Origin of the sequence: uncultured Phascolarctobacterium sp., assembly GCF_902463975.1 — a bacterium.
In the GTDB taxonomy this organism is placed as follows: domain Bacteria; phylum Bacillota; class Negativicutes; order Acidaminococcales; family Acidaminococcaceae; genus Phascolarctobacterium_A.
This window is the reverse complement of the sequence record NZ_CABQHJ010000012.1, coordinates 1-13612: the sequence shown is the minus strand read 5'-3', so window position 1 is coordinate 13612 and position 13612 is coordinate 1. Positions and strand designations below refer to the sequence as shown.

The window sequence follows — 13612 nt, the reverse complement described above, 5'->3', positions numbered from 1 at the left end:
GCGCCGCCTTAAGAGTTAAACTGTTATGATGTTAGAAAGTGTATTCTGCGCCGATGATGAAGGAACGTCCTGCCATCGGGTATCTTGCTTCGCCGTTTTTGTACAAGCCGCCAAATTCAGCATAGCGTGCATTGGTAAGATTGTAGCCATTGATGAACAGTTTAGCATTATCGTTAATCTTATACTGTGCACCAAGATCTAAGGTGAAATAGCTGCTGTCTACAAAATTCTTTTCAGATTGTCCGGTAACAGCATTAGCATTCAGGGTAAACAGCCAATCAGCATTCTTATACTTCAAGCCGGCACGATAAATATTCGGCTTAGTAGTCAAATCCTTGGCAAAGCCGTAGCCCTTGTCCTGCTTAACCTGTACATAAGTATAAGAAGCATACGCAGATAAGTTATCATCAAAATCATGATTCAAGCTCAATTCCAAACCACGACGTTTTTCTTTATTAACGTTAATAGCTTGGGTAGTTGTTCCGCCATCCCATACCCAGTCAATAGCGTCCTTGATATCACTATAGAATACACTGGCAGAAATATCCGTCTTATCATTCAGCTTTGTATTGCCACCAAAGGTCCAAACATAACCTTTTTCCGGTTTAAGGTTAGGATCGCCGTAAGTCGGGTACATGCCCGGCTGATACCAGAACAGGTCATCTGTAGTAGGTGCATTAAATACACGTCCCCAAGATAAGTAAACATTGCTGTTCTCATCAAACTTTTTGTTTAAAGCAACCTTAGGAGTAACCTCACTGCCATACTTACTGTGATGATCATAACGCAGACCTGTATTTAATTGCCAGCTTGGAGCAAACTCCCATCTGTTTTCTGCAAAAATTGCTTTGTTATTAATATCACGTTCACCAGTATACAATGCTGTATTATCAACCGTAGTCTTGTAATATTCCAAACCGACAGTTAATTCATCAGTATCACTGAATTTAAAATTCTGCTGTGCTTCAAGGCCGATTGTAGAATCGGTAAAATTAGATTGCCTACTTGCGACAGGAGATCTGAAATGAGCATGTTGGTAGTTTTTATATACCTGAACATAACCTCTTTCATCACTGCTTTCGTTCCAATCATAACGTAAAGCAACGTTATTGCTGATACGTTTATGACTATCAGTATTACCAAAGCCGGAATAACCGAACGGAGAACCGCCTTCAGCATTGATATGCTCAAAGTTAACGCCAATGCGGTTGTCCTCGCCAACCTTCTGATCCAGCTTAACAATTACGCCGGTATCATCATAGCCGGAGTTTTTCAGCATCTGAGATTTGCCGTTGGCATTTTTAAATTTATATTCGCCTCTGCGTTCTTTGGTCGCAGAAACAATAAGGCCTAAGCCGCTGTCGTTACTGCCGCTGGCAGAAATTGCGTACTGCTCGGCATTCCAGCTGCCACCTGCAGCCTTAACAGTAACATGATTACCGATGTCACTGCCTTTTTTCATGATAACGTTGATAACACCGCCAACTGCATCGGTACCATACAGAGCAGAACCGCCGCCCTTAAGTACTTCGATACGTTCGATTGCATTAACAGGAGGCAGCCAATCGGCACTGCTGTTACCACTGCTGCCAAGGTTCATTCTGCGTCCGTCAACCAATACCAGCACTCTTTCATCGCCATTGAGCAGAATCTTATCCTGACCCATGGAGGAGCCTTTGGCACCGCTACCTAATACGTTAACACCGGGAATTGCTCTTAAAGCGTCAGAAACATTGGCATAATTCTGATCAGCAATTTCTTCCTTGGTAATTACGCTGATATCAGCAGGTGTATCAACCTTCTGTGTCGGAACACGGCTGGCAGTTATTACCATATCATCAAGCGCGAACTCCTGCAAATCCTCTGCTGCAAACGCTGTGTCCCCCCATACTACAGTTGTACCTGCAAACAAGGACACCATTACAGCATTACGTAATCTTTGAATCTTTTTCATACTCTAAACCCACCTTTGAATAAAATTTATAGCATACCATACACCTCTATACTTTCAAGACAGGCGCACAGCAAAACTAGCTTTCTCTCTCAACTATCAGTTTATCTTTTCATCATCAACTCGTCAACGGCTAGAACAAAAGTGTTATACCGCTATGAGTATTTATTTACTTACTTTATATAATGAACATCATAGGCAATCGACTGCACACGCTTAGCTTCTGCATCGTAATCAAAAAGCAGTACCGCAGGCTCACCGCTGTACGCCAGCTTCAGCTCACCTTGGTCGACAACCACGCTCTGCCCCACATTCATATCCATCCACTGCGGGGAACCGGTCTGATTGCAGACAATTATCGTCACATCAGTTACCTTAGATGCATGCAGCCATGCAGGCAGCGGATTACCGCACACCTGTGTCGGCGGCCAGGCTGCAATATCAACAATAAATTCAGCCCCCTGTGCCTTCGTCCCCTTGTAATATTCCGGGAACCACAGGTCAGCGCACACCAGCACGCCTGTCTGCAGTCCGCTGCAGGGAAGCACGGTAAAGCTGTCACCCTTGCGCGCCCAGGCCTCTGCTCCCAAGCACTCGCCAAACAACTTGCGATGACGGCCGATGATTTCACCATCAGGACCAAAGACAAGACAGCTGTTGAAGTTTTTATCACAGGCAGCATCATATTCGCCGCAGCCTAAAAAGAGGGTAATGCCGTATTCACGGCATAAATTACGCAATGGCTCCAATTCAGGTGACGGTTGGGGTGCTACCACAGCATTTTCATCTATACGATAAAAATAATATCCCTGTACTGCCACCTCAGGTGTTAATACCCAGTCTGCGCCCTGCTCTGCAGCAATACGCACTGCCTGCTCCAATATCTGCAGATTGCGCTCCTGAGGACCGCAACTTAACTCTAAATGACATAAAGCAATTATCACCCTATTGCCTCCGAAAATTCTAAACAATCATTTTTTCTATTTTATTGTATATACTAAGAATATAGTCAAGCAAAAGATACTAACAATCAGCTTAGTTCTATCAAAAAACTTATAGAAAATACTTGTTAGCCGTCAGAAGCAGTACTCAACGCATTATTTATTAATAAAGAAACGTCAGCGAAGCGAAATACTTTGTTAAGCACCCGACGCTGACGTTTTTTTACTTTTGTATGCGTTTTATCGCTTCACGCTTCATGCTGCATTCCGCGCCATAGGCAGACTTATCCTCGAAGCCATACCAACGCGCGAAGCAACCGCCGCCGCATAATTTAAAATCGTCGCAATGACGGCAAAAGTCCATAGACTCGGCAATCACCTGCTTAGTTTTTTCTACCAAAGCAGGCTCTAAGCCGTTATATACATTACCAAGGTAAAAATCCGCATTGCCTACCAGCGAAGAGCAGGCGTAAATATCACCCTTGGCATCTACAAAGGCTGCTTCGCCGTTCATAGCATAGCAATGTCCGAAGGTCAGACTGCAATCCTTACATAAAAGCTGCGCCCTCTCCTGCTGCGCAATCGCTATGCGCATTCCTGTGAGCTTCGCCAGCTCATCGCAACGCGCAAAAACGCGCTGCATAGCCTGCTGCATCGCTGCAGGCGCAGGCGGCTGCAGATTGCATCCACGTCCCTGCCCGCGCAGGATATCAAAGCCGATTTTACGGATGTTGCCCAAAAAGTAGGCAAAATCCACAATGCCTTCCAGCGTATCTACATTTTCCGATGTCACTACACAGGTCACGCCGCAGGCAATATTGTTACGGCGTAAAACCTCAATACCTTTGAGGATTTCGCCGGTCGCACCGTAGCCGTTCTTTTTCAGCCTCAGCTTATCATTGACCGCCGGTCTGCCGTCAAGACTTACGCCGATAGCAACCTTTCTTTTATAAAGATATTTCGCAATCTTATCAGTAAGCAAAGAGCCGTTAGTCTGCAGCTGCAGTACGGCAGGAATTTTTTCCTGATGCACATAATCTACCACTGCCTTCAGGCAATCAAAGTTCAGCAGCGGCTCACCGCCGCTGAACTGAATAACAAAGCGTTCACCGCCGTCCGCTGCCAGCTTAACTGCTGCCAACGCTGTTTCCGGTGACATCATACTGCGTTCATGCTCGGCAGCATAGCAGTATCGGCAGGCAAAGTTGCACTGGCCGGTCAGGCTCAGCACTAACATTTTAATGCTCATCTGCTCTGTCCTCCAACTCGCCTTCCATATCAAGGTAGAGCTTTTGCAGCTCCTCCTTGGTCTCCGGCTTAGCCTGCCACAGTCCGCGCTGCTCTGCCTCCAGCAGAATTTCTGTCATGCGCTGCAGCGCCCAGGGGTTAACATCGCGCAGCCATTCCTGTACTGCCGGGTCAAAGGTATATTTTTCGGCATATTTTTCGTACATCCAGTCTTCCATTACGGCGCTCGTCGCATCCCACTGGAAGCTGTGCGCAATCATGTTGGCCATATCGGCAGCGCCCTTATAGCCATGCTGCATCATGCCCTTGATAAACTTAGGATTGATAGCCTCGCTGCGGAACAGGCGCTTTGCCTCCTCCTGTACGCTGTGCATCGTCACACGCGTCCTATCAGTGCTATCGCCGCAGTAGGAACGCGGCGCACTGCCCTTAATCGAACGTACTGCTGCAATCATGCCACCATGATAAGCATTGTAGTCATCACTGCTGAGCATATTGGTTTCGTGGTTATCCTCGTTTTTAATCGTAATATCCAAACTGCCCATACGCTTGCGGAACTGCTGTGGCAGGAATTTGCCCTTGGTTTTGCCGCCGTAGGCATGACCGCCCCAACGCACATAAACATCGGCAATATCATCAATAGTTTCCCAATTTTTGCTTTCCAAAAGCGCCGCAACGCCTGCACCATAGGTTCCCTGTGCATCGCCGAAGACGCGGAAGGCCGCCTGACGCCATGCAGCATCGTGCTCCATGCCCTCCTGCTGCTCCAGCTCCCTGGTATCCTCCTGAATATGCTTGCGTACAAAGTTTAAGTCCTCAGGCTCATCCTGCTCTGCTGCCAACAGCACAGCCTTATCCATCACCTGCATTACGGAAGGCATGGTATCGCGGAAGAGACCGCTGATACGCGCCGTAACATCAATACGCGGACGCTTAAGCTCCATCAGCGGAATAACCTCCAGACCGTTAACACGCAGGCTGCCGCTCTGGTACTTGGGACGGATGCCCATGAGATAGAGGAATTCAGCAATACACTGTCCATGACTGCGCATATTCGCGCCGGACCAAAAGACCATACCGATATTTTCCGGATAATGGCCTTCCTCCGCAATGAAGCGCTCTACCACCTGGTCACCCAGCGTTTTGCCAATCTCCCATGCTGCCGGTGTCGGCAGGCAGCGCGGGTCTACACCGTAGAAGTTGCGGCCTGTCGGCAACAAATCGGCACCGCCGCTGGAGGGCGCGCCACTCGGACCAGGTTCGATATATTCTCCCTCAAAGCCACGCAGCATATTGGTAATTTCCTGCTTCGTCAAAAGCAGATTGGGGTAAAGTGTATCTACAATATAGTTGCATACCACTTCCAGCTTTTCTCTGCTTTCCGCCGGTGCCTGCTGCACCCAGGGGAGCTGCAGAGCATCAGCAACCGCTTCCTTCACAAAGTCACGCTGCTGCAGGCAGCGAATCAGCTCGCGGCACTGATTGGCGATACGGTCGATCAGCATACCATAGGTGATATTCAGCGGCTCATATATCAGGCTGCTGTTTTCCAGCAGATAGTAATAATCAAAGCCATACAGCGCTGCTATTGCTTGCGTCAGGCTGGGGATATCGCCGTTATCCAGACGCAGCAGCAGCCACAGATAATCCTCCAGCTGCTGATTCTCCGGCGGCTGGCCCATAATATGCAGGCCTGTGTGCACCTCCATATTCTTCAAATCCGTAATGTAATTATGCAGATTCATCACGTATTCGTCGAAGGGCTTTTCTTCATCATAAGTAACCTCATCCTGCAGGTTGGCCTCGGCAACCTTCGCCAGCACAAGCTCCTGCAAGCGCGGCAGATTATCCGGCTGCGTGCTGCTGAAGTGCACGTATTCATCCATGAGCTTTTCCAGCTCCTCCAGCTCGTCGTACACTCCCGCTTGTGTCTGCGGTGCCGGCAGATGCTCAATCAGGCAGGCAGCGCCACGGCGCTTCGCCTGAATACCTTCGCCCGTAATAGTGATGTTATAAGGATAAATGTTCGGCAAATCTCCCAGCGCCAAATCCGGGTAGCAGCTGCAATCAAGGCCGGCGTTCTTGCCCGGCAGCCATTCCAGGCTGCCATGCGTACCGATATGCGCAACAGCGTCTGCATGCCACACATCGCGTACCCAACGGTAGAAGGCCAGATATTGATGCGTCGGTGCAACGTAAGGATCGTGGTAAATTTTCTCCGGGTCCTCGCCAAAACCACGCGGCGGCTGCACGGTTACGAAAACATTGCCGTTCATCGTTCCCGGTACCAGGATATCGCCGTCATATTCCATGACAGTGCCGGGCGCTTCGCCCCAATCCTTCACCAGCTGCTCCTGCACCTTTTTGTCCATCAGCGCAAAGAATTCTTTATATTCTGCTCCCGTCAGCTTATAGGCAGCATCAACCTGCTTTTCCGTCAGCATACTGCGGTCATTGGTGGCATTAGCTGTCAGCTGTTTGATAAATTCCTTCGTATCCTCCGGAATCCAATCTACCTTATAGCCACGCTCGCGCATAGCAGCAAGCACGCGGCGGATACTTTCAATGGTGTCCAGACCGATAGCACTGCCGATATTGGAATTGCGCGGCGGATAGTTATGGAAGATAATCGCGATTTTCTTCTCGCTGTTGGCCTTGTGGCGCAGCATCGCCCACTTCTTCGCCTTGGAAGCCATGCGTTTTACACGTTCTGTATTCGGCAGATAGCGTACATCGCCGTTTTCCAGCACCTTTTTATGCGCTATAGGCACGCCGTGAATAATACCATCAAATTCCGGCAAGGAAACGCTGATGGAAACCTCCATGGCGTTCATGCCCTCAAAGCTGTCCTTCCATTCCTCAAAGGGCGCAATCGTAGTATAGGCAGCCAAAACTGGTACGTTAAGCTTTTTCAGATAATCAAGATTAATCGAACCTCCGGTAGTCATGGAAAATTTCATCACGTTCAGCAGCACGTCAATTGCCGGTACACCGTCCGCAGTGCAGAAGAAGCTGTTGAAAACCTGCGTCAGGCTGGGCATGCCCATCTCCTCAAGCGGCATGCCGTTGCTGAAAACGCAGACAGCGTTAACGCCCTGTGCTTCCAGCTCTTCAACCATCGCAGTCTGGTAGGTCAAATCGCCCCATACCCATTCGTCGCGGTAAAAAAGAATGCCCGCTGTCGGACGGTCGCTGACGCAAAAATCACGCTGGTATTCCGCCAAATCGGTATATACCTTTTTTGCCCGCGGGTGATAAATACCGCACCAGTGAATAGGATTCGGCTCATCGACTGTAATAGTCTCACCTTGCAACAGCTGCTGCAGATATAACCACAGATTGCTATAGTTGATTTCGCCGCCGAACATGCAATATTTTTTGATAACAGCAAGCTGCTCAGGTGTCAGTCCCTGTGACAGCTCACCCTCCTTGCTACCGGCAGCATCAATATAAAAGGGCAGGCGCAGCTGCTTCAGCAGGCTGACGCAGCGCTGCAGAAACGGTGTATCCAGACCTGTGCCCATCCATTTCATAATCACCAGCTTGGAGCTGGCAAGCTCCTTCTGCCATTTATCCTCCCAAACCGTCGCATCTGTAATCCAGCGGCAGGCGCAGGCATTATTCAGCTTGCCTTCCTGCTGCAGCTTTTCCATAGTCTGCTGCATCATACCCATGCGGCGAATAACATTCGTCAAGAAAATAACCTTCATAATTTCTACCTCATCTTAAAAGAACTGCTTCTGCATTCTGCGCAGCAGATACAGGAAGTACGGCGTACCTAAGAACGCCGTCATAATACCTACACGCACCTCTGCCGGCGGCATAATAACACGTCCCAGCGAGTCGCAGAATACCAGAAAGGCTGCACCGCCAAGAGCGCTGGCCGGCAAGAGTACACGATGGTCAGGACCAATCAGCATACGCATCATATGCGGAATAACCAGGCCGACAAACCCGATATTACCGCTGACGCAAACGGAGGTAGCAGTAGTCATGGCCGCTACGAAAAGCAGGCCCATGCGGAAGGCGGTAACAGGCATACCAACGGCTTTAGCTTCCGTTTCGCCCAGCACCAGAATGTTCAGGTGACGTGCCAGCATGCACATAATCACAATACCGCACAGCACAGGTCCCACTGCCAGATATACGTGCTCCCAGCGACGGTAATCAAGACCGCCGACCATCCAGAACAGATATTGCTGCAGCTTCTGCTCGTTCATAAAGGTTAGCAGACCGGAAGTAATGGCACCCAAAAGCATACCTACGGCAACGCCTGCCAAAAGCAATGTCATAACAGGTATTTTGCCGTTACGCATCGCCAAAAATACTGTCAGGCACACAGCACAGATACTGCCGCAAAAAGCAAAAGCCGGCATAGCAAACATGCTGCCGGAGGCAGCACCCAAAGCAATAGAAAGCACCGCACCGGTAGCAGCACCGGAGGAGATACCGATAAGACCGGGATCTGCCAGCGGGTTGCTGAAGATGCCCTGCATTACAGCGCCGGAAATACCTAGCGCCGCACCTACAAGCACACCTACCAGCATACGCGGCAGGCGGATATACCAGATAACGGCAAGCTGCTCTCTGCTGTAATCAGCCTCGGTAAAGCCGGGCAGATTCAACTGAGAGCCGATAACTGCCAGCGCCTTGCCTACAGGCACATCTATCTGGCCGAAGGTCAGAGATACACAGGCAATAACAATTAAGAGAACTGCTAATAGAATAATAGCCAAAGGACTCCGTTCACGTTTAATAATCATCTACAAACACACTTCCTCAAAAAATTTCCGGATATACAGCATGCGCGATGTTTTCAATAGCATCGACAATATGCTGGCTGGCAACATAGCGGTATTTGTCCGAAACAAACTTAATCTGCTTGTTGCGTACAGCCTTAACATCGCGATAAGCGGGGTCATTCATTACGGCATAAGCATAACCCTGCACATCCTGTTTATTATTATAATTCCAGGTCGGCAGCATAAAAATATCCGGATTTATGCGTACCACCTGTTCCTTGCTGATAGCAGGCATACCATGCTCGCTCTTGTTTTCATCGGCAACAATAGCCGCGCCGTTGATAACATGCGCCATCGTCAGCATACTGTCGAGCAAATCGCCCTTCCGCCCCATGGCAGAGGTAAAATTAAAGGCTACAGCAACGCGCCTTTCGCTTGACGGAATCTGACGCAAGCGTTTTTGCAGCTGCTGCAGGTGCGTGTCCATCTTCTGCACCATCAGCTCCCCCTGCTGCTTTTCGCCTACCGCTGCAGCTATACCGCGGATTTTGTCGCACATCTCCTTGTAATTATGCGGACTGCGCGCTATATAAACCGGCACGCCCAACCCCTCCAGACTGCGTACCAAGTCGCTGGAGGTAGCCGTTGAAGCAACAACAAGGTCAGGCTGCAATGCATAAACAGCTTCGGTATTTTCCGGCACCTTGCGTCCTACAGTATAGGCCTGCTCCTTGGTAATAAAGCTGATTTCGCTGTCGCCTGCCCAACGGCTGTAGGCCATAATACGTTTTATGTCAACTAAATCGGTAAGGATTTCATCCGTACCATAGGTAAGCGAAACTATCCGCTGCGGCTTATGCTCAAAGTGCAACGTCCTTCCGGCATCGTCCGTAACGCTATAGGCCACATCCGCCGCCGGCGAAGCAGGAACATCGGCAGCCTGCTGCTTACTGCAGCCTGCAGTAAATACCAAAAGCAACAGGCTTATAATCATCAATAGCTTTTTCATAGACCACCTACTCTACTTTATTCTTTTTCCTGCGGATAAAGCAATTCCACAGTCGCTCCAGCATATAGGCACTGCCGCGCAGGCCTACCATCGGCTGATTGGTAATAAACACCTCATCATTTGTAGGATAGCAGATATTGCAGGCATCAAAGCTGCACTGCTTTCTGCGATAAAGAACCGAGCTTTCGCTACTGCTCGTCAGCAGCAGTACATTGTCACAGGTTTTAAAATATTCGCTGATGGCAGCATCGTCCACACCAACAGTATAAATCGCCTCTGCAGTGTCGCAGGCAGGCGCATCTTTAAGCGGTTGCTGGCAAATAACCGTCAGCTTGCCGATATCGGTCCATTCCGTGCGCAGCGTCTGTGCGAGGCACAGCGCCTGTGTAGCAGGCGCGCTGACGAGTACGTTGTCAAACCACATGCTGCCCCAAAGTGCAATTGCTTCATTATTACGGCTCAACAGATAATTATCCTGCGCCTGAGCTTCTGCCGTTACCTTATCCATAGCGGGAGCAGGCAGCTGTGCATTTATCTGCTGCAGCCAGCGTAGCGTTCCCTGCACACCGTAAGGCAGTCCGACAAAAATATACGGCGTGCCGTATTTTTTCTGCAGATATTCAGCCAGCGGCAAACCCAGCTCCGCATTCGTAACAATGTTCAGCGAAGCCTCCGGCAGCTTCTGCAGCTCCTCCAGCGTGCATTCGCAGCCGGGAGTGCACAGCACCTCATAGCCTGCCAGCTGCAGTAAGCGTTTTAATTCCTGCGTATCGGCAGCTCCCTGCAGATAAAATTCCGATTGTCCTAAAATATTTACTGCCAAGGGCTTTGCTGTCGCAGTCTGCGGCAGCAGCTGCGCAAACAGCTTCTTGGCAGCCTTGGCGTAGCCTGCGGCAAAACCGCCGACCATACCGCCGCTGTCGAGCGTAACTACCGGGAACGGCAGCTCCAGCTTGCGTGCCATGCCTGCCAAATCATCACCGATTAAGCTCAGCGAGCAGCTGCTTTCCAAAAGCAGTACCGAAGGCTTATGACCATCCTCCAACATGCGCCGCAGTTCCTGCGTCACATATTCCTCGGAACCGTAAATAACAGCGTTATTATCAGGCTGTGAGCCGTAAAAGCGCGTATACATATCAGGACGCGCCTTTTCCAGATGGCGTAAAGCATAAAAATAACACCACAATGGTCCGTTAATCAAAACCTCACTCTTATCAATAGCAGCAAAAAAGGCACCTGCACCTGTCAGCGCACAGGTATCCACTCGCTCGCAAATATTGCCCCAGCCTTGCTTTTCAGACATAGCGCACGCCTCCCTTCAGCCTGCTGCACAGGCTCTGATAGATTCCCTGCATCATCTTGACCTCACCGGCAACGGCAACCTGCGGCAGCATCGGCAGGAAAATCTGGCGTGCCTCCTTATTCTGCAGCTCGTGCGTTGTCAGCACAATGTCTGCATCTGCTACCAGCTTTTCACCCTCAGCCGTAGTATATACAGGCACATCGCTGTTTTCCTGCACAACCTTCAGCATCGCTTCGCGCTCATCACCGTCATAGGAATCCAAGAGAATAATGCCTGTAAGATTCAAGCGCAAAAGCCTGATAGTCTGCAGGATATTCCCCGGATGAAAATATCTCAGAATACGGCCGATGCACAGCACTGTTTTCTTGCCTTCCGTTACCGGCAGAAAATGCTGCAGCTGCTCATCTAAGCGTTGCTGCTCCAGCCTCAACACCTGCTGCGCCAACTGCTCACGTCCCAGCATACGGCCGATACTGATAATCCAGTCCTGTGTTTCCTGCCAGCCGACAGGATAAACATCGGCCAGATAATGTGTGCCGTATTTTTCCTGCAGCTGCTCTGCAACCTTACGCAGGCCGATATGCGTCTGCCCGCGGCCGCCAAGCACCACAGCATATTCGGCGGCTGCCACCTTTTCCAGCTCATCCATAGCCATATAGCCGGGAAACTGGCCGATAACCTCTACGCCGAATTCCTGCAGAATACGGGTAACCTCTTTCGCATAATGGCCCCACGGGCCGCCGTTATCACCTAAAAGCAATACACTGTCCTTTTGCTTGGCGCAAGGCTTCACAAAGCGTTCTAGCAGCTTCTGCGTAATTTCAAAATAGCCGTCATAATATTCCGCACCCAAAAAGCCGCAGCATTCCACAGTAAGGATAGGAACATTGTATTCCTCCTCCACCTCGCGTGCCACCGATTCCACATCGTCACCGATAACACCGGCAACGCAGGAATTGGCAATCATCAGGCATTTGGGCTTGTAGGTTTCAATAGCAAAGCGCAGGCATTTTTCCAAACGCGCCGCACCACCGAAAATCGCATCCTTTTCCTGCATCTGGCTGCTGAGCAGCGGCACGGAGCCCCATTGCTCACGTTCATTCTCGGAAAGCGTGCGGTATTGGGAATTGATATCCATCGTGCGTGCTACATGAGCACAGGCACGCGGGCTGTGAAAAACTACTACAGCACCGTCCATATAGGCAACAGCGCGCCACACGCCCGGCATGCTGCAGCTGCAGCTTTTGCGTGCACTGTAAAAACGTCTTGTTTTAATTGCCATATTCGGCCACCAGCTTTTCAAGCTCCTCAAAGCTCATCGGCGTAGGAATAGCCATGTTTTCATTATGCCAGATATCATGCGCCAGCTGGCGGTAAACACCGGCCTGAGCGCTTTCCGGTGCATACTGCAGCACTGTCTGGCGATTGTTTTCCGCCTTATTGACAATAACGTCACGCGGTATAAAGGCAATCAGCTGAGTGTGCAGGCGTTTGGCGAATTCCTGCAGCAGCTGCTGTTCGTTAGGTGTATTACGACCGTTGCCGATGATACCGCCCAAACGCACACCGCCGCGCAAAGCAAAGCGCTTAACGCCCTTGGCGATATTGTTGGCAGCATACAGGCTCATCAGCTCGCCGGAAGAAACAATATATATATCGGTTGCATAGCCCTCGCGGATAGGCACGGCAAAGCCACCGCATACTACGTCACCTAAAACGTCATACATAATCAGGTCCTCGTCCGTCAGCACCTCCAATGAACGCAGCTTTTCCAAAGCTACGATAATGCCGCGGCCCGCACAGCCTACGCCCGGTTCAGGACCGCCGGCCTCTACGCATTTGATGCCATTGTAGCCTGTATGAACAATATCCTCTGCCGCAACCTCATCATTATCGCGCACCATGTCCAGCACAGTCTGGCTGCAGATGCGTCCCAGCAAAAGTCTGGTAGAATCATTTTTCGGGTCGCAGCCGATCTGGCAAACCTTAAGTCCTTCTTCGCTGAATGCAGCCGACAGATTTGAAGTTGTTGTGGACTTGCCGATACCGCCCTTACCATAAATCGCAATTTTTTTCATTAGATATTGACCTCCATCCTATACTAAAAAACTCCTATTCAAATAGTAAGAAAATATGATATAATTTACTAGATAAAAAGGAGTGATACTACTTCTTTTAATATTAAACTATATACTAGTATTATAGTCAAGCTTATGAGGAATAATTATGATTAATAAAGACAAACGAAAGTACTTTACTGCCGGCGAATTGGCAGCAATTTTTAATATATCTAAGCAATCATTGCTCTACTACGATAAGGTTAACCTGCTTTCACCGGACTTTGTCAGTGAAAACGGCTACCGCAATTATTCAATTCAGCAGTTTCTTGATTTGGAAATCATCGTCAACCTGCGTGCG

At 49.6% G+C, this 13612-nt stretch carries 10 protein-coding genes; 1 reads left to right on the top strand and 9 read right to left on the bottom strand.

What is annotated here, in order from left to right:
* Positions 1-31: 31 nt before the first annotated feature.
* The 9 genes from RDW05_RS04985 to RDW05_RS04945 all read right to left on the bottom strand — a co-directional run bounded on the left by RDW05_RS04985 (position 32) and on the right by RDW05_RS04945 (position 13272).
* Positions 32-1954 (bottom strand): TonB-dependent receptor, encoded by a 1923-nt coding sequence (locus RDW05_RS04985; protein ID WP_307978065.1) that lies wholly within the window; start codon positions 1952-1954, stop codon positions 32-34.
* A gap of 170 nt (positions 1955-2124) precedes the next feature.
* Positions 2125-2895 carry a carbon-nitrogen hydrolase family protein gene (locus tag RDW05_RS04980; RefSeq protein ID WP_307978064.1) on the bottom strand — a complete coding sequence of 257 codons (771 nt, stop codon included), beginning with the start codon at positions 2893-2895 and terminating at the stop codon, positions 2125-2127.
* Positions 2896-3115: 220 nt separating this feature from the next.
* Entirely contained in the window at positions 3116-4141 is a 1026-nt protein-coding gene (locus RDW05_RS04975) for a radical SAM/SPASM domain-containing protein (RefSeq protein WP_307978063.1), read from the bottom strand.
* The gene (cobN, locus tag RDW05_RS04970; protein ID WP_307978062.1) at positions 4131-7850 is read right to left on the bottom strand and encodes a cobaltochelatase subunit CobN; all 3720 of its coding nucleotides are present in this window, start codon (positions 7848-7850) and stop codon (positions 4131-4133) included. The genes RDW05_RS04975 and cobN overlap by 11 nt, the downstream gene beginning before the upstream one ends.
* A gap of 15 nt (positions 7851-7865) precedes the next feature.
* Positions 7866-8903, bottom strand: coding sequence for an iron ABC transporter permease (locus RDW05_RS04965; RefSeq protein WP_307978061.1), 1038 nt, complete (start codon positions 8901-8903; stop codon positions 7866-7868).
* A gap of 16 nt (positions 8904-8919) precedes the next feature.
* Entirely contained in the window at positions 8920-9891 is a 972-nt protein-coding gene (locus tag RDW05_RS04960; protein ID WP_307978060.1) for an ABC transporter substrate-binding protein, read from the bottom strand.
* Between the two features lie 7 nt (positions 9892-9898).
* The gene (locus RDW05_RS04955; RefSeq protein ID WP_307978059.1) at positions 9899-11194 is read right to left on the bottom strand and encodes a nitrogenase component 1; all 1296 of its coding nucleotides are present in this window, start codon (positions 11192-11194) and stop codon (positions 9899-9901) included.
* Entirely contained in the window at positions 11187-12476 is a 1290-nt protein-coding gene (locus RDW05_RS04950) for a nitrogenase component 1 (protein WP_307978058.1), read from the bottom strand. Before RDW05_RS04950 ends, RDW05_RS04955 begins: the two co-directional genes overlap by 8 nt.
* Positions 12466-13272: a nitrogenase iron protein NifH gene (locus tag RDW05_RS04945; protein ID WP_304226263.1), complete on the bottom strand. Its 807-nt coding sequence runs from the start codon at positions 13270-13272 to the stop codon at positions 12466-12468. The genes RDW05_RS04950 and RDW05_RS04945 overlap by 11 nt, the downstream gene beginning before the upstream one ends.
* Positions 13273-13420: 148 nt before the next feature.
* On the opposite strand from RDW05_RS04945, the gene RDW05_RS04940 reads away from it, so the two are divergent.
* Positions 13421-13612: MerR family DNA-binding transcriptional regulator (locus tag RDW05_RS04940; RefSeq protein ID WP_307978057.1), on the top strand; the 192-nt coding region annotated here is incomplete at its 3' end.